This window comes from Deinococcus budaensis, from assembly GCF_014201885.1.
Classification (GTDB): domain Bacteria; phylum Deinococcota; class Deinococci; order Deinococcales; family Deinococcaceae; genus Deinococcus; species Deinococcus budaensis.
The window spans coordinates 59,998-76,241 of record NZ_JACHFN010000004.1 but is presented as its reverse complement, the minus strand read 5'-3'; the positions used below and the strand labels follow the sequence as shown (position 1 = coordinate 76,241).

Annotated in this window: 16 protein-coding genes; 9 read left to right on the top strand and 7 right to left on the bottom strand. The window is 69.3% G+C overall.

Going from position 1 to position 16,244, the window contains the following annotated elements; translation table 11 throughout:
• Positions 1-114: 114 nt before the first annotated feature.
• Positions 115-315: a type II toxin-antitoxin system antitoxin gene (locus HNQ09_RS06720; protein ID WP_184027103.1), complete on the bottom strand. Its 201-nt coding sequence runs from the start codon at positions 313-315 to the stop codon at positions 115-117.
• Positions 316-326: 11 nt separating this feature from the next.
• A complete protein-coding gene (locus tag HNQ09_RS06715) occupies positions 327-1,244 on the bottom strand; it encodes an SPFH domain-containing protein (protein WP_184027102.1) in 918 nt (305 codons plus the stop codon).
• Between the two features lie 227 nt (positions 1,245-1,471).
• Between HNQ09_RS06715 and HNQ09_RS06710 the strand changes: the two genes are divergently transcribed.
• The 4 genes from HNQ09_RS06710 to HNQ09_RS06695 are packed head-to-tail and all read left to right on the top strand — an operon-like array spanning position 1,472 to position 5,786.
• Positions 1,472-2,521, top strand: coding sequence for a branched-chain amino acid ABC transporter permease (locus HNQ09_RS06710; protein ID WP_184027100.1), 1,050 nt, complete (start codon positions 1,472-1,474; stop codon positions 2,519-2,521).
• Positions 2,518-4,293: a branched-chain amino acid ABC transporter ATP-binding protein/permease gene (locus HNQ09_RS06705; RefSeq protein ID WP_184027098.1), complete on the top strand. Its 1,776-nt coding sequence runs from the start codon at positions 2,518-2,520 to the stop codon at positions 4,291-4,293. Before HNQ09_RS06710 ends, HNQ09_RS06705 begins: the two co-directional genes overlap by 4 nt.
• Positions 4,293-5,030: an ABC transporter ATP-binding protein gene (locus HNQ09_RS06700; RefSeq protein ID WP_184027096.1), complete on the top strand. Its 738-nt coding sequence runs from the start codon at positions 4,293-4,295 to the stop codon at positions 5,028-5,030. The genes HNQ09_RS06705 and HNQ09_RS06700 overlap by 1 nt, the downstream gene beginning before the upstream one ends.
• A 39-nt stretch (positions 5,031-5,069) precedes the next feature.
• Positions 5,070-5,786 carry an HAD family hydrolase gene (locus HNQ09_RS06695; RefSeq protein WP_184027094.1) on the top strand — a complete coding sequence of 239 codons (717 nt, stop codon included), beginning with the start codon at positions 5,070-5,072 and terminating at the stop codon, positions 5,784-5,786.
• Between the two features lie 29 nt (positions 5,787-5,815).
• Here HNQ09_RS06695 and HNQ09_RS06690 read toward each other — a convergent pair whose 3' ends face one another.
• Both HNQ09_RS06690 and HNQ09_RS06685 read right to left on the bottom strand, forming a co-directional pair.
• The gene (locus HNQ09_RS06690; protein ID WP_184027092.1) at positions 5,816-6,694 is read right to left on the bottom strand and encodes a ParB/RepB/Spo0J family partition protein; all 879 of its coding nucleotides are present in this window, start codon (positions 6,692-6,694) and stop codon (positions 5,816-5,818) included.
• Positions 6,691-7,467, bottom strand: coding sequence for a ParA family protein (locus HNQ09_RS06685; protein ID WP_184027089.1), 777 nt, complete (start codon positions 7,465-7,467; stop codon positions 6,691-6,693). The genes HNQ09_RS06690 and HNQ09_RS06685 overlap by 4 nt, the downstream gene beginning before the upstream one ends.
• A 723-nt stretch (positions 7,468-8,190) precedes the next feature.
• Here HNQ09_RS06685 and HNQ09_RS06680 point away from each other — a divergent pair.
• The 3 genes from HNQ09_RS06680 (at position 8,191) to HNQ09_RS06670 (ending at position 11,054) form a co-directional block, all read left to right on the top strand.
• Positions 8,191-9,621: a replication initiator protein A gene (locus tag HNQ09_RS06680; protein ID WP_184027087.1), complete on the top strand. Its 1,431-nt coding sequence runs from the start codon at positions 8,191-8,193 to the stop codon at positions 9,619-9,621.
• Positions 9,622-9,656: 35 nt separating this feature from the next.
• Positions 9,657-10,479 (top strand): IS5 family transposase gene (locus HNQ09_RS06675; RefSeq protein WP_184027474.1). Its coding sequence is split into 2 segments (ribosomal slippage): positions 9,657-10,103 and positions 10,105-10,479, totalling 822 coding nucleotides; the frame shifts between segments, so codons are not numbered across the junction.
• An 8-nt stretch (positions 10,480-10,487) separates the two neighbouring features.
• The gene (locus tag HNQ09_RS06670) at positions 10,488-11,054 is read left to right on the top strand and encodes a hypothetical protein (protein ID WP_184027085.1); all 567 of its coding nucleotides are present in this window, start codon (positions 10,488-10,490) and stop codon (positions 11,052-11,054) included.
• 81 nt (positions 11,055-11,135) lie between these two features.
• Here the strand turns inward: HNQ09_RS06670 and HNQ09_RS06665 are convergent, their stop codons facing one another.
• From HNQ09_RS06665 to modA, 3 genes are read right to left on the bottom strand one after another with little or no spacing between them, the layout of a single operon-like run.
• A complete protein-coding gene (locus HNQ09_RS06665; RefSeq protein WP_184027083.1) occupies positions 11,136-11,762 on the bottom strand; it encodes a DsbA family oxidoreductase in 627 nt (208 codons plus the stop codon).
• A gap of 52 nt (positions 11,763-11,814) precedes the next feature.
• Positions 11,815-12,627, bottom strand: coding sequence for an ABC transporter permease (locus HNQ09_RS06660; protein WP_343057638.1), 813 nt, complete (start codon positions 12,625-12,627; stop codon positions 11,815-11,817).
• Positions 12,624-13,424 (bottom strand): molybdate ABC transporter substrate-binding protein, encoded by an 801-nt coding sequence (gene modA / locus HNQ09_RS06655; RefSeq protein WP_184027080.1) that lies wholly within the window; start codon positions 13,422-13,424, stop codon positions 12,624-12,626. Before modA ends, HNQ09_RS06660 begins: the two co-directional genes overlap by 4 nt.
• Before the next feature lie 208 nt (positions 13,425-13,632).
• Between modA and HNQ09_RS06650 the strand changes: the two genes are divergently transcribed.
• Together HNQ09_RS06650 and HNQ09_RS06645 are read left to right on the top strand one after the other, a co-directional pair.
• Positions 13,633-15,060: an aldehyde dehydrogenase family protein gene (locus tag HNQ09_RS06650; RefSeq protein WP_184027077.1), complete on the top strand. Its 1,428-nt coding sequence runs from the start codon at positions 13,633-13,635 to the stop codon at positions 15,058-15,060.
• A gap of 198 nt (positions 15,061-15,258) precedes the next feature.
• Positions 15,259-15,663 (top strand): HU family DNA-binding protein, encoded by a 405-nt coding sequence (locus HNQ09_RS06645; RefSeq protein ID WP_184027471.1) that lies wholly within the window; start codon positions 15,259-15,261, stop codon positions 15,661-15,663.
• The last annotated feature ends 581 nt before the right edge of the window (positions 15,664-16,244 follow it).

Below are 16,244 nucleotides of genomic sequence, written 5' to 3'. Positions count from 1 at the left end.
TGTGGGGGTCTGTTCTGCCGGGAGGTTTCGACTTCACAGACAAACACGTCAGTATGCCTCAACTCGCGCCGCGCACAAAGTGGCCCCGGACGGTGAGGGTCTGGGGCCAGGGGGTCAGGGCGTTTCTTCGGTGGGCGAAGGGGCCGGGGACGCGGCCTCTTCCCTCTCTTTCAGGCGCCCGGCCTGGCGCACGCTCCGGGTCAGCAGGTACTCGATCTGGGCGTTGACCGAGCGCAGGTCGTCGGCGGCCCAGCGTTCCAACGCGGCGTACAGCTCGGGGCTGATTCTCAGCGGGTAGTTCTTGCGAGGGGGCATCGGGGCCGGGCCTAGTACAGGCTGCCCGCGTTGACGACCGGCTGGGTGCCGCGCTCGCTGGTCAGCACGACGAGCAGGTTGCTGACCATCTGGGCCTTGCGCTCCTCGTCGAGGTCCACGATGTTCTGGTCCGACAGCTCGCGCAGGGCCATCTGGACCATCCCGACCGCGCCCTGCACGATGAGTTGCCGGGCGGCGATGATCGCGCTGGCCTGCTGGCGCTGGAGCATCGCGCCCGCGATCTCGGGCGAGTAGGCCAGGTGCGAGAGCCTGGCTTCCAGCACCTCGACACCTGCGTGCCGCAGCCGGGCGGCAAGTTCGCGGCCCAGCGCCTCGGCCACCTCGTCGGGGTTGCTGCGCAGCGAGAAGCCCTGGCCGTCGTGGTCGTCGTAGGGGTACTGCGCGGCGAGGTGCCGCAGGGCCGTTTCCGACTGGATGGCGACGAACCCGCTGTAGTCCTCCACGTCGAAGATGGCCCGGGCCGTGTCCACCACCCGCCACACGATCACGGCGGCGATCTCGATGGGGTTGCCCGCCTGGTCGTTCACCTTCAGGCGCTCGGAGTTGAAGTTGCGGATTCGCAGCGAGACGTTTTTCCGCACCGTGAAGGGGTTGGTCCAGTAAAACCCGTTGCGCCGCTCGGTGCCCACGTAGCGCCCGAAGAGGGTGAGCACCTTGGCCTGGTTGGGCTGCACGATGAAAAACCCGATCAGGCCCAGCGCCAGCAGCGCCGCCAGGACGGCTCCCGGCACCAGCAGATCACCCAACACGATCAGCCAGGCGGCCAGAGCGGCCAGCACGAGCCACAGCAACACCGCCGGGACCCCCGGCAGCCCGAAAGCTGGACGCTCCGAGCTGGCGACCCGCGAATCGGGCGAGACGCCCCCAGCGGGGCCGACGGTGGGCGGAACCTTCTCCAGTTTGCTCATGGTGCCTCCTATCAGAGTGATATCACTTTGATAAGAGATAAGCAAGGTGTCCAGCGGGTCGGGAAGCGCGGAAAGCGGCGTGTTGCCGTCCCCCGCGCCCAGCACGTATGGTGCAGTCACCCACAATCCAGCCTGAAGCGCGCGCCGTGCGCTCCGGCTTTTCCCTGCCCTCCGCCGTGTCCTCGACCCGCCTGCCTCCCTGTTTTCCCCGCTTCGCTGGAGCCTGAATGCAAATTTTCGATCCGACCATCTTTCCGATTCTGGCGGCGGACGGCCTGACCAACGGCGCCGTGTACGCGCTGCTGGCGCTGGCACTGGTGCTGGTGTTCGCCGTGACCCGGGTGATTTTTATTCCGCAGGGCGAGTTCGTGGTGTTCGGCACCCTGACGCTGGCGGCCCTGCAACTCGGCCGGGTGCCGGGGACCCTCTGGCTGCTGCTGGCGCTGCTGGCGCTGGCGGCCGTGATGGAAGCCTGGTCCCAGACGCGGCGCGGACAGCCCGGACGGGGCGGCGTGACCCTGCTGGGCGCGGCGCTTGTGGGGGGCGCCGCGTACCTGCTGACCGGCTGGTTGGCGCCGCTGAGGCCCCCGCTGTGGGCGCAGGCGCTGCTCACGCTGGCGCTGGTGGCGCCGCTGGGGCCGCTGCTCTACCGCACGGTCTACCAGCCGCTGCGGGACGCCACCGTGCTGGTGCTCCTGATCGCCTCGGTGGCGCTGCACCTCGCGCTGACCGGGCTGGGGCTGGTGTTTTTCGGGCCGGAGGGATCGCGCACACCGCCCTTCGCGCCCGGGAACCTCACGGTGGGGCAGGTCACGCTCAGCAACCAGAGCCTGCTGGTGATCCTGATCTCGGCGGGGCTGATGCTGGGACTGTACTTCTTTTTCGAGCGCACCATGCCCGGCAAGGCGCTGCGGGCAACCGCCGTCAACCGTCTGGGAGCGAGGCTGGTGGGCATCAGCCCCTCGTCGGCGGGCATGCTGACCTTTACGCTGGCGGCCCTGATCGGGGCGGTGGGCGGCATGTTGATCGGTCCCAGCGTGGCGGTCAACTACGACTCGGGCTTCCTGATCGGCCTCAAGGGCTTTATCGGCGCGATCATCGGCGGGCTGGTGAGCTACCCGCTGGCGGCGGCGGGCGCCCTGCTGGTTGGCCTGATCGAGAGTTTCGCCTCGTTCAGCCTGTCGGCCTGGAAGGAAGTGATCGTGTTCACGCTGATCTTGCCCGTGCTGCTGTGGCGCAGCCTCACCACCCGGCACATCCCGGAGGACGAGGAATGAATGCCCGCCTCGTCCTGACCGCGCTGGCGGTGCTGGTGGGCCTGGCGCTGCCGCTGGTGTTGCCGCTCTTTCAGGTCACGCTGCTGGTCAACGTCCTGATTTTCGCCATCGTGGTGACGGGGCTGGTGCTCCTGACCGGCATCGTGGGGCTGACCTCCTTCGGGCAGGCGGCCTTTATGGGTGTGGGGGCCTACACGACCGCCGTGCTGAGCACCGGGGCGGGCTGGAGTCCCTGGCTCACACTGCTGGCGGGCTTCGGCATCACGGCGCTGATCGCCTGGCTGCTGGGGGTGGCGACCCTGCGGATGCAGGGGCACTACCTGCCGCTGGCGACCATCGCCTGGGGCATCAGCCTGTACTACGTGTTCGGCAACTCGCCCGCGCTGGGCGGCTTTACCGGCCTGACCAACATCCCCCCGGTCCAGGTCTTCGGCACGCCCCTGACCTCGCCGCGCACCTTCGCCTACCTCGCCCTGCTGGGGCTGGGCCTCTCGGCGCTGGGGGCGCAGTTTCTGCTCTCCAGCCGCACCGGGCGGGCCATGCGGGCGCTGCGCGGCGGGCCGCTGGTCGCGGAGGCCTTCGGGGTGAACACCTTCGGGCTGCGGGTCAAGGTCTTTGTGCTCGCGGCGCTGCTGGCCTCGCTGGCGGGGTGGCTCTACGCCCACAGCCAGCGCTTCGTGAACCCCACCCCCTTCAGCCTCCAGGCCGGGATCGAATACCTGTTCATGGCCGTGGTGGGCGGCTCGCAGCACGTCTGGGGCGGCCTGCTGGGCGCGGGACTGATCACCGGCCTGCGCGAGTGGCTGCGCGACGTGCTGCCGGGCCTGATCGGCGCGCAGGGCAACTTCGAGGTGATCGTCTTCGGCGTGCTGGTGATTCTGACCCTGCAATTCGCCCGGCGCGGGCTGTGGCCGCTGGTCGAGCGGGTGCTCCCGCAGGAGGGCTTGCGCCTGCTGCCCGAGCGCACCCGCCTCCCCGAGCGCGTCAAGCCCCAGCCCGGCACGCCGCTGCTGCGGGTCGAACACGCGGTCAAGCAGTTCGGCGGTCTGCGCGCCGTGAACGACGTGTCCTTCGAGCTGCGGGCCGGGGAGATCCTGGGCCTGATCGGGCCGAACGGGGCGGGCAAGAGCACCCTCTTTAACCTGATCACCGGGGTGAATCCGGCCACCAGCGGGCAGGTGACCTTCGCCGGGCGGGACATCACCCGCCAGAGTGCCGGGCAGATTCACCGGCTGGGCCTGAGCCGCACCTTTCAGCATGTCCACCTGCTGCCCGACCTCTCCTTGCTCGCCAACACCATGATGGGCGGCTATGCCCGGGGCCGCGCCGGGATGGTCGCCAGCCTGCTGCACCTCGAACGCGCCGAGGAGGCGGCCCTGCAACACGAGGCGCTGCGGCAGCTGCGGCGGGTCGGGCTGGGCGAACAGGCCCACCTGCTGGCCGGGAACCTCGCGCTGGGGCAGCAGCGCACGCTGGAAGTCGCCCGCGCGCTGGTGGCCGATCCCACCCTGCTGCTGCTGGACGAACCCGCCGCCGGCCTGCGCTACGGCGAGAAGATGGAACTGGTCGCCCTGCTGCGGCGCCTGCGCGACGAGGGGGTGACCATCTTGATCGTGGAGCACGACATGGACCTGGTGATGAGCCTGGTGGACCGGCTGGTCGTGATGAACTACGGCGAGCGGCTGGCCGAGGGCACGCCCGCCGAGATTCGCGCCAATGCGGCGGTGCGCGAGGCTTACCTGGGTGTGGACCTGACGGACGAGGTGGCCTGATGCCCCTTCCCCCGACTCCCGCGTCTCCCCCACCGCTGCTCGACGTGCGCGGCCTGCATACCCGCTACGGCCGGGTCGAGGCGCTGGGCGGCGTCAGCCTTCAGGTTCAGGCCGGGCACATCGTGAGCGTGATCGGCGCCAACGGGGCAGGCAAGACCACCCTGCTGAACTCGGTGATGGGCGTGCTGACCCCCTCGGCAGGCGAGGTGCTGTACGGCGGCGAGTCGCTGCGTGGGGTCCCGCTGGAGGCCCGGGTGACGCGCGGCATCACGCTGGTGCCCGAGCGGCGCGACCTCTTCGCTTCCATGACGGTGGCCGACAACCTGCAACTGGGCGCCTACACCCGCCGCCGCGGGCCGTGGCGGCAGGACCTCGACGGAGTGTACGCCCGCTTTCCCCGGCTGCACGAGCGGCGCACCCAGATTGCGGGCACCTTGTCCGGCGGCGAGCAGCAGATGCTGGCGATTGGCCGGGCGCTGATGGGCCGCCCCCGCCTGCTGCTGCTCGACGAGCCGTCGCTGGGGCTGGCGCCCCTCATCGTGCGCGACATCCTGCGGATCGTGCAGGGCCTGCGTGACGAGGGCGTGACCATCCTGCTGGTCGAGCAGAATGCCCGCGCCAGCCTCGCCATCAGCGACGAGGGCTACGTGCTGGAAACCGGCGAGGTCCGCCTGCACGGCCCTGCCCACGAGCTGGCCCGCAACGAGGCGCTGAGCGCGAGTTATCTGGGAGGCTGAAGGCTCGGCCCGCCCCCTCGCCGCTCTAGAGTGGCGGGCATGATCGTCGCCTTTGTCAATCCGGCGGGCCTCTACACGGCGTCCGGGCCGCAGGACGCCGGCCCCGGCGCCGCCGCGCTCGCGCTGGGCGCCCTCCTGACCGCGCAGGCCGAGCTGATCCCGGTCACCGGGCTGGACGAGGAAGGGCTGCTCGACGTTCCGGCGCCCTTCACCTCCTGGCAGGTGCTGCGGCACGGCGCGGTGGTCCTGACCCCCGACGGCGAGGAGGACCCCGCCTGGCGGCGCCTGACCCGCGAGACGCTGACCGAGCGCGAGGGCGCCCTGCGGCTGGCGTTTCAGGCGGCGCAGCATATCGGCTGGCTGGGGCAGCTTGGCACCGAGGCCGAGTTGCACGAGCGGGCGGGCCTGCCCCTCCTCGTCACAGTACGCCACCCCCACGGCCTGGCCCACGCGCTGAGCGCGGCGGCCCGTGAGTGGCGCGCGTGGCTGGAGGAGGGACCTTTTTCCGGGCAACTCCGCCTGATCGAGGCTCCAGACGGCCTGACCCTGCTGCCGCGCGAGGTCAATCCCGAGAGCGCCGTCAACTACGTGCTGGAGCAACTCGGAGATGAGGTGGACCTCTCGCTGGGGGTCAGTGCCCACGCGGCCGACGCCGCCTTTCTGGCGCTGTGTGACTACGCCGCCGCGCCGGGGGGCGGGCCTCTGCTGCGGGCTGCCCTGGCCCAGCTCGACCCGCCGGACACGGAGCGGGAGTAACCTGCTCGTCACGTGACGAGCAGGCCGGGTCAGTTCTGGTCGAGCAGCTCTGCCACCTGCCCCAGCAGCCGCTCGACCTTGCGCCGCCGGGCCGCGTCCAGGCCCGCCAGCGTGCGGCGGTCGGCCAGCCGGCGGGCCAGCGCCTGCACCGGATCGCGGCTGGCGGGCCGGGTCGGGGTGACCTGAGCACGCAAGTCCTGCACGGTCGCGCCCCCAGCCGCCGCCTCAAGCAGCGCCGCCCGCGCCGCCGGGTCGGCGGCCCGGCCGACGATCAGCGCCTTGCGGTAGTCCAGCCCGCCGCGTACCGCCTGCTGCACGTCGTCCGGCAGGTTCAGGACGGCGGCGCGGTTTTTCACGAAAGAACGCCACGTCTCGCGGCCCAGGGCGCCGAACACCGCGTCGAGCCGGGCCACCGCCTCCGGGTCTTCCTCGGGGCGGCGGTCGAGGGCAAAGAGGCGGGCGACTGCCTCCTCCACCGGCACCCCCAGGCTGGAGGCCGCCACCTGAAGCCGGGCGCGAACCTCCTCGATCACGTTGAGGTCCTCACGTTGCAGGTTCTCGACGGCGGCGGCGAGCTGGGCCTGAGCGTCGGTCAGGTCGCGCAGCAGCACCGGCACCTCGGCCAGTCCGGCAAGCTGGGCGGCCCGCCAGCGGCGCTCGCCCGCCACGATCTCGTAACGCCCCCCGGACAGAGGCCGCACCAGCAACGGTTGCAAAACGCCCTGCTCGCGAATGCTCTGGGCCAGCGCCTCCAACGCCCCGGGCGAGAAGTGCGCGCGCGGCTGAAAGGTGCCCGCTTGCAGCGCTTCGACTGGGAGCGTGGCGGCTGCCGGTTGCCCCAGCGCTTCGACCCCCTCCACCAGCCCGGTGAGTCTCGCCCCGATGGCGGGCCGGGCGCGGCGGGTCACGCCTTCACCCCTGGAATCTGTACGCCGAGGCCCACGGCCCGCGCGATCTCGGCCGACACCCGCAGCACGTCCTGATGCACCGGCGACCCGGGCGCGTACACCCCTACCGGCTGCCCGGCGCTGGCGCTGTCGTTCCACACCGCGCCCCGGTCGGGAACCGGGCTGGCGAGCGGGCGAAGCATGCCCTGCAAGGCGGCCAGCGCTTCCCGGTCGTGCGAGCGCCGGGCGTCGTAGAGGGTGGGGACGTACAGCGCGACCGTCAGGTCCGGGCGCAATTTGCGGTAGGTCGCCATCGCTTCCGACAACCCCGCCAGGGCGTTCATTCCCTTCTGGCGGGTGGGCACCGGCACCACCAGATGGTCGGCGGCCAGCGCGCCCAGGATCGAGAGCTGGCCCAGGCTGGGGGGGCTGTCGATCAGGGCCACGTCGTATCCGGCAGCCACGTCTTGCAGCGCCTGACGCAGGTGCAGGTGTGCGCCGACAACCCCCATCATCTGTCCCTCGGCCAGGGCCAGCGACACGTCGCTGGGAATCAGGTGCAGGCCGTGCGCCGGGGTAGGGGAGGGAAGAGGCTCGCCGCGCGCGGCGGTGCCGTACACGGTCTGCTCACGCGTGACGCCCGATACCCCCAGCCAGTCGGTCAGGTTGGCCTGCGGATCGAGATCGATGACCAGCACGCGCAGACCAGCCTGAGAGAGCGTGTGGCCCACGTCGCGCGTGAGGCTCGTTTTCATGACCCCGCCCGCGTGGTTGAAAAACGTCAGCGTCCGCATTCGCTCCAGCCTACCTCGCCCGCTCGTCACGTGACGAGCAACGCCGCTCCCCCCGGCCAGACGCTATCGGACAACTTGTGCCGTTTTGGCGTCTGTGGCGAGGGACAACAGGTCAGCAGCCCCCATACCAAAAGGCCCTCTGGCCCTGCCCCTCAGTCGTTATGAAAGTCACGCCTTGCAGTGCGCAAGGGCAACGTCAAAAAGCCATTCGAAAAATTGGCCCTTGACGTAAACGCCTTTGTAATTATGTCAAAAACATTAAAACTTACTATCGGACAACTTGCGCCGTTTGGAAACCAACGACTATCGGACAACTTGCGCCGTTCTGGAATAGACTCCTTGCCAGACGCTGTTTTTCGCTGTAAACCTCTGCACGAGGGGAGTATCGGACAACTTGCGCCGTTTGGCCTCCAACTATCGGACAACTTGCGCCGTTTGGGGCCTGGGGTATCGGACAACTTGCGCCGTTTTGGGAGTCTACCTATCGGACAACTTGCGCCGAAAGTATCGGACAACTTGCGCCGTTCAGGCGCGACTATCGGACAACTTGCGCCGTTTTGACCCCAAAACTATCGGACAACTTGCGCCAAACTATCGGACAACTTGCGCCGTTTGACCCCCTGGAGTCCGTCCAGCACGCGAGGAGGGCCGCCGCTTGTTGTTGACAACATATAATCTTTTAAAGAATTAAAAGATCTAAAAAACAACAAACAAGGGGTGCCCGTGTCCGAAAAAGGAATCAAACGCTTCGACGAACTCAACATCGCCCGGTTGAGCCTCATCAGCGTTCAGGAGCGCATCCCGCCCGACTACCGCGACTGGAGCGTGGAGCTTGAGGACGGCGACCGCCGCTACAAGGTGACCTGCCAGGCGATGCCCGAGTACGGCGTGCCCCACGGCATCGACACCGACATCAGCGCGGCGCTGGTCAACCTGTACATCGACCAGGGGTCACCCGCCGACGGCAGCGTGACCTGCACGCCCTACCAGCTGCTTCAGATGGCGGGGCTGGACACCAGCGGGCGTTACTACGCCGCGCTTGACGAGAGCCTCAAGCGGCTGCTGACCACGAACTATTTCATCGCCGAGGGCTGGCGCGACCATCCGCGCAAGCGCTGGACCAACGTCAACTTCCGCTACATCGACCGCCTGGAGTTCTCGTCCGGCGAGGCCGAGCGGCTCGATGCCAGCAGCATCCTGAAGATCACGCTGCCGCAGGAGATTGCCCGCAGCGTGCGCTCGGGGTACATCAAGCCGCTGGACCTGAGCTTCATGCAGACCCTCAAGCGGCCCCCCACCCGCGCCCTGTACCGCCTGCTGGACTCGCAGCGCCGCGACCCGGAGAACCCCGAGCGGGTCGCGATGTCGTACCAGGTCGGCCTGATGGAGTGGGCGGAAGCCTGCAAGATCGTCAGCGACCGTCCCAGCATGGCGCAGCGCACCCTGGACGCCGCCCACGAGGAGCTGCTGGAAAAAGGTTTCCTGAAAAACGTTGAGTACCTGGGACGCGGCAAGAAAAAGCTCCTGCACTACACCTTCGGCGAGGCGTTCATTCCGCCTGATCCGCTGCTGGTCCAGAACCTGGCCGGCATCGGCATCACCCATACCCGCGCCCTACAGCTCGTCCGCGAGTACGGCGAGGCCAGCGTGGCCGACACCCTGGAGCGTTACCAGGCCATCGTGGCCTCGGGGTACAAGCCGCGCAGTCGCCCGGCCTTTTTCGTGGACCTGCTCAAGAACCCGGAGAAGTATCAGGTGCCCGCAGACCCCTTGCTGGCTCCAGAAGGCCCTCAGAAGGCCCAGCGAGCCTCCAGGGGCGGCAGCGGTGCGCGGAGGGCTGCCGAGGCCCCTTCACGGCCCTCTCAGGAGGAAGAGGGCGTGGACGCGGCCCTGCGCGCCCGCCCCCGCGAGGAGCAGGTCGAGGAGGTCATGCGGACCCTGACCTTCCTGCTGCGCAACGACCTCAAGCTGCCCGAACTCGACACCCTGCGTCTGGCGCTCGATGAAGGGCTGGAAGACCCACTGGACATCAAAACCTGGATTTTGCGGGGCGTGAGCAGCGGGCAAAAGGCCGCAGTGATCCGCGACCTGCGCGCCCGCCTGAGTCTGAAGCCCGCCTCGGCGCAGGCGGCCCTGCCCGACCGCCTGTTCTAGGCCGCGTTGACGAAAGGGTGGGGTAACCTGCGGAACTGTGCCGTTATGACCTCACCGACGATCAGTGGGGCAAGCTCGTCCCACTTCTCCTACCTCAACGCCCGTCACGTGGCCGTCCTCCCCATGACCACCGACGGGTGCTGAACGGCATCCTCTGGATCCTTCGCTCAGGCGCGCCTTGGCGCGATCTCCCCGAACGTTACGGTAAGTGGAACAGCGTCTACGTCCGCTTCCGTCGCTGGACGCACGCTGGGATCTGGCAGCGTCTGCTGCACCACCTGCAACGCGATGCCGACGTTAAGGGTATACTCGACTGGCAGACGTACTTCGTGGATGGCACCGTTATCCGCGCGCATCCCTGCGCTGCTGGTGCACCTGGCGGGCAGGACGGCCAGGCGCTTGGCCGTCCGCGTGGCGGGTTCAGCACCAAGCTCCACCTACGCGCGGAAGGGAACGGCAAGCCTATGGCCTTCGTGCTCTCTGGTAGGGGAGCGGCACGAAGCAAAGTACCTGGAGCCTCTGCTGAACCTTGGTCGGGTGAAGCGCGAGCGGCAGGGACGACCCCGCTCGCGACCCGCCGTGCTGGTCGGGGACAAGGGTTACAGCTACCCGAGTTTGCGGCGCTTGCTGCACCGACGGCACATCCAAGCCGTGATTCCCAGGCGCTCCGATCAGGGACGACCGAGTCCATTCGACCGCACGGTGTATCGGGAACGAAACAAGATTGAGCGGCTGGTAGGGCGGCTTAAACGGCACCGCCGAATCGCGACGCGCTACGACAAACTCGCCATGATGTTCGAGGCATGGGTGACGCTCGCGTGTGTATTGGAGTGGATGGACGTGCCGAGCTGGGTATAACGGGACGCGTGAACCTCGGCGAAGCCTATCTTGACCACTACGAACGTTACCTGGGGAGCTTCGCCTCCGACTTCCACGCACGCTTTGAACATGAGGGTGTCACCGTTCAGTTGCTGGACTTTGCAGGGGCCATGCAGGACACCCACGTCCTGGCGTCGCTTGGACTGACGCACTACCAGGACGTGTTGGGCGAGGTGGTGGAGGTCATCGTGCCCGTGTCCGAGCTAGACGACGTCGTGGTGAACGCGGTTGCGGCGTCCTTGACGTTCCTGCTCAATCTCCGGGTGACGGTTCCAGAGGTGAGCTATCTGCGTCACCTCCACCGAAGCGTGCCGGAGTTCGCTGAGCGCTATGGGAAGGTGGCATTCGCATTCACCGAACCGTACCCGTTCCCGGATTCATTCGCGCAGCTCGCCCTGTCGAAGTCAGCGAGCGTCGGGAAGGTGCGGATGGGCTTCTTCTTGTCGGAGGCCGAGGTGAGGATGGTGGAGCGGGAAGGATTTGATGTCCTGTCTACGTTGTTCGAGGAGCAGCAAGTTGATGCGATTGACCTGCAACGTCCTTCCGTGGTGTAGACCTTTGGTCAACACGCCCTAGCCGTGCTGGGAGAGGCGGCCCTCTCAAAGCGCGGCGGACGAGGAGGCGGGCAGTGCGCTTCAGCGGGGGCGCTTGATCGTCTCGATGGCCGCCTCGGAGTGCAGGACCTCGCCGTACAGGTTCCAGAGGGTACGGGCTTCGGCCTCGTCACGGATCAACCGGGAAAAGCGCAGGTAAGCTGCGTTTCCGTCCGGCAGGACGAACGTCGGCGTGCCGAAGACGCCCAGCGCCGCCGCGTCCCGCAGCTCGCTGCCCAGTGCCTGCCGCAGCCCGGCGTCGTCGGCCAGATCGGCCACGAAGCGGTCGAGGTCCAGCCCCGCCGTGTCGGCCGCCCCGATAACCGTTGCGCTGTCCAGCTCGCCCTGCTGTTCATGACGGGCACGGAAGAGCGCGAGCGCGTAGGCCCAGCTCGCCTCCTCGCCCTGCCGGGCCGCCGCCTGGGCGCCCAGAAAGGCCCGCAGGCTGCCCTGCTGGTGGGTGGCGCCCTCGTTTGCTCCCTGCTCGTGCAACCACCACGCCGGGGCCTTGCGGTCGGGGTTCTGCGGGTGGTTGCCCTGCACCAGCGAGAAGTGCCGCAACCGGAAGGGCCGCTCGGGCGAGCGCAACACCGAGGCCAGTTCCACGCCGCGCCACGCGAAGGGGCACAGGAAGTCGAAATACACGTCGGTCACGCCGGGCGGGGTCATGCCCCGACGCTAACACGGGGGCGGCCCCGACATTTGGGCGACAGAAGCGCGGTCACCTCCTCGCCAGCAGCCGCAGCAGCAGCAGCACCCCGAAGGCCAGGACCACCATGACCGCGCTGAGGACCAGAGCGGGGGCAAGGTCGCTCTCGGCGGCGCTGTAGATCGCCAGCGGCACGGTGCGGGTGCTGCCCTGAAGGCTGCCCGCGAACAGCAGGGTCGCGCCGAACTCGCCCAGCGACCGCGCCCAGGCGAGCACCGCGCCCTCCAGCAAAAAAGGGAGTGCCAGCGGCAACGTGACCCGCGTGAACGTCGCCCGGCGCCCCGCGCCGTCCACGCGGGCGGCGGCCTCCACGTCGGGGTCGTAGGCCAGGAATCCAGCCTTGGCGGCCCGCACGTAAAAGGGGGCGCTGGTAAACACCTGCGCGAGCACCACTGCCGCCGGGGTAAAGGCCAGGTCCACCCCCGCGACCTCCAGCGGGCGCCCCAGCAGGCCCGTGCGTCCGAACGCCAGCAGCAGCGCGACCCCCGCCACGACTGGCGGCAGCACCAGCGGCAGGTCCAGCAGCGCGTCGAGCACCGTGCGGCCCGGAAAGCGCCGGCGCGCCAGCAGGTAGGCGACCGGAGTGCCCAGCCCCAGCGTGCACAGCAGCGCCACGCCGGTCGTGAGCGCGCTGACGCGCAGGGCGTCCGTGACGGCGGGCGAGGTCAGGGTGGGCAAAAAGTCCGCGTTCAGCCCACGCAGCAGCAGCGCCGCGACCGGCAGCAGCAAGAAGGCCCCCATCAGCAGGCTCAGCGCGACCGGCAGCGGATGAAGCGGGCCGCCTGCCCGCGCGCCATTGTCCCCACGGGTGGAGGAGGAGGTCACGGAAGCGACAGGAAGCCCCACTTCCGCAAAATCGCCTGTCCCGCAGGCGAGCGCACGAACCGCACAAAGGCCTGGGCCGCCTCCGGATTCTGGCTGGCCTTCAGCACCCCGATGGGGTAGGCGATGGGCGGATTGAACTGGCCCGGCAGGGCGACCGAACGCACGCTGCGGCGCAGCTCCGGCGTGAGGTCGCTGCCGTAGACGACGGCGGCGTCGGCCTGCCCGAGCTGCACTTTCAGCGCGACCTGCCGCACGTTGGGTTCCTCGCTGACCACGTTGCGCAGGGCACGCTCCGCGAAATCTCGCCCGTAGGTCCCGGACGCCGCGATCAGGTCAAAGGTGCGCCGGGTCGCCTCGCCCGCCGGAACCGCCCGGTCGGCGATCACCAGCCGCAGCCCGGGCCGCGCCAGATCGGCCAGCGTCCGCACGGCCGGGCGGGCTGCCGGCGTGATCACCACCAGACGGTTGCGGGTAAAGTCCTGCCCCGGCCCGATCAGGCCCGCCGTGACCAGCGGCGTGAACTGCGCGGCGCTGGCGCTGGCGAACACGTCGGCCCGCGCCCCCTGGGTCAGCTGGGTCCGCAAGGTCTGGGACCCCGCGAAGCTGAAGGTCATCCGGTGCCCGGTCTGGGCGCCGAAGGCCCGCCCGATCTCACCGAAGGCGTCTGTCAGGCTGCTCGCCGCGAAGACCGTCAGCCGCGCCGCGTCCGCCCCACCCGCGAGCAGGGCGCACAGCAGCACCAGGGCGCGCCGGGTCCGGCCTGGCGCCGGAGGAAGAGCCGCGCTTCGCCGGATCATTCCTGAAGCTAGCCTGCCGGGGGGGGGGAGCGTCAATGCGGGGGCGGCATTCGGGTAGACCGAAACCGAGCCGGAACGCGCCCGCGTCTCTCAGGCTTGACCTGCTCGTCACGTGACGAGCAGGCGGCGGGGCGGGGTGCCGGGGAGCGCCCGTCAAACCGGAGGCGCGCCACCGGACGCCGGAGGCGGCGCGCCGTACAGTGGGGCCATGACCACCACCCTGACCCGCGTGCCCCTCCTGATCGGCGGACAGGCCGTGCAGACCGGGAGACACGACACCGTCACCAACCCTTTTAGCGGAGAAGCGCTCTACCAGGTCGCCCAGGCAGACGCGGAGCACCTGGAGCGGGCGCTGGAGGCCGCGCAGACCGCCCTGGCCGAGTACCGCCGCTGGCCCGCGCACCGCCGCGCCGACGCCCTGCGCCGCGCGGCGGCCCTGCTCGCGGGGCGTGCCGAGACCTTTGCGCGGACCATCGCCGCCGAGGCGGGCAAACCGCTCAAGGCCGCGCGGGTCGAGGTGGCGCGCAGCGTGGAGAACCTGGGCTTTGCGGCGGACGAGGCGGCGGGCCTCAGCGGGCAGGGCATCCCGCTGGACGCCAGCCGCTTCGGGGAGGGGCGACTGGGATTGACCCTGCGTGAGCCTCGGGGCGTGATCGCGGCGATCAGCCCCTTTAATTTTCCGCTGAACCTGACGCTGCACAAGGTCGGCCCGGCGCTGGCGGGCGGCAACACGGTGATTCTCAAACCCGCGCCCCAGACCCCGTTGACCGCCCACCTGCTGGGCGAACTGATCGCGGAGGCGGGGTTTCCGGCAGGAGCGCTGAACGTGCTGCACGGTGGGGGAGAGCTGGGCGCGGCGCTGGTGTCGGCGCCCGGGGTCGCGCTGGTGACCTTTACCGGCAGCCCGCAGGTCGGCGAGGCCATCAAGCGCGGCAGCGGCCTCAAACCGCTGGTGCTGGAGCTGGGCAACAACAGCGCCAATCTGGTGGACCTCGACTGCGACGTGAGGCTGGCCGCGCGCAAATTGGCCGCCGCAAGCTTCGCCTATCAGGGGCAGGTCTGTATCCATCCCCAGCGCCTGATCGTTCACGCGGACGCCTACGAGACCTTCAAGGCCGCCTTTCTGGACGCGAGCCGCGCGCTGGTGGTGGGCGATCCGCTCAGTGAAACGACCGACGTGGGGCCGCTGATCAATCCCGCTGCCCTGGCGCGCCTGGAGGCTTGGATCGCGGAGGCGCAGACGCTGGGCGGCAGGTTGCTGCTGGGCGGCGTGGCCCAGGGGCTGCTGCTGCCCCCCACCGTGCTGGAGGACGTGCCCGAGGAGGCCCTGCTGGTGCGTGAGGAGGCGTTCGGCCCGGTGGCCGTGCTCTCGCGCGCCAGGTCGTGGAGCGAGGCGATCGCCGCGGCCAACCGCAGCCGCTACGGGCTTCAGACGGGGGTGTTCACCCAGAACCTCGCGCACGCCCTGGAAGCTGTGCGCGATATCGAAGCGGGCGGCGTGATCGTGAACGACCCCAGCACCTTCCGGGTGGACCAGATGCCCTACGGCGGCATCAAGGACAGCGGCTTCGGCCGCGAGGGCGCCCGCAGCTCTCTGGAGGAGCTGACCTACCTCAAGACGGTGGTCCTGAGCTGAGGGCCGGGCGCTCCGGCGCGGGGGCCAGATGGCGTGTGGCACGTCCTTTGTGCTGCTGGACCGGGCCTAAAGTGAGTAGATGAACGTTTCCAGAAAATGCGTGCAGTACGGCAAAAAAAGCGTCTGTCAACCGGGAAGTGCGTGCTGGCGGGGCTGTACGGCTGCGGCCCCCCCTTCACGGCGGCCCTGACGTATGTCATGCTGCTCACCATGACGAAAAAGTCGACGAAGGCCCCTGCCGCCAAGAAGCCCGCCGCCAGCAAGGCCAGCGCCCGTGACGAGGGCCAGGGCCGCTCGACCCGCGCCGCCGGAAATGAGAGCGGCAGCGGGAAGGTCGCCAAGACCCAGCTTGTGGAGATGGTCGCCGACAAGACCGGCCTGACCAAGAAGCAGAGCGAGGAGGCCGTCAGCGCGATGCTCGACGTGGTCGTGGACGCCATTCGCGGCGGCCAGAGCGTGGGCCTGCCCGGCCTGGGCACCCTGAGCGTCAAGGCGACCGCTGCCCGCACCGGCGTGCGCCCCGGCACCTCCGAGAAGATCCAGATTCCGGCCGGGAAAAAGGTGGCCTTCAAGGTCGCCAGCACCCTCAAGGGCAACCTCTAAACGTTCCCCCTGCTGACCGGGCCGCCCCTCCACCGGGGGCGGCCCCTTGTGCTGCCTTTCCCCGGTGCTGGGGTGGGCAAGCGTCCCACCTGTCCCCGCTCCCATTTCGGTCGCCCCGGCTGGTTTATAAAGGCCTTCTCGTGGAATTGGGAGGTGGGGCATGAACCGGACCGAGGTGCTGGTGATCTGTTTTCTGGCCGTGCTGGTCTCGCTGGCGCTGATGTTTGCCTCCCAGCTTCAGGCCTGGTTGGTGCGCCCGGCGCTGGCCGCCACGGCGGCGGGGCCGGTGGCCGCCGCTCCGGCCAGCCGAGCGGTCCCGCCCGCGCCCGGGCAGGGGCCTGCGCGGCCAGGGCAGGCGGTTGCCGCAGCCGCCCCGCTGCTGGAAAGAGAGGTCAGGGAAGGGGAAGCCGCCGCCAAGACCCGTGAGGCTCCCATTCCTGCGCCGCCCGCCCGGACGGTGGAACAGCGCGCCCCCGCTGCTGCCCCCAGCCGCCCGGCGCTTTCAGCCGGCGAGCGCGCGGCGAAGGCGGCGCCCCGTTTGGCCCCGGCGCCCCGTACTGCGTCCGAACGGTCCGCTAGCC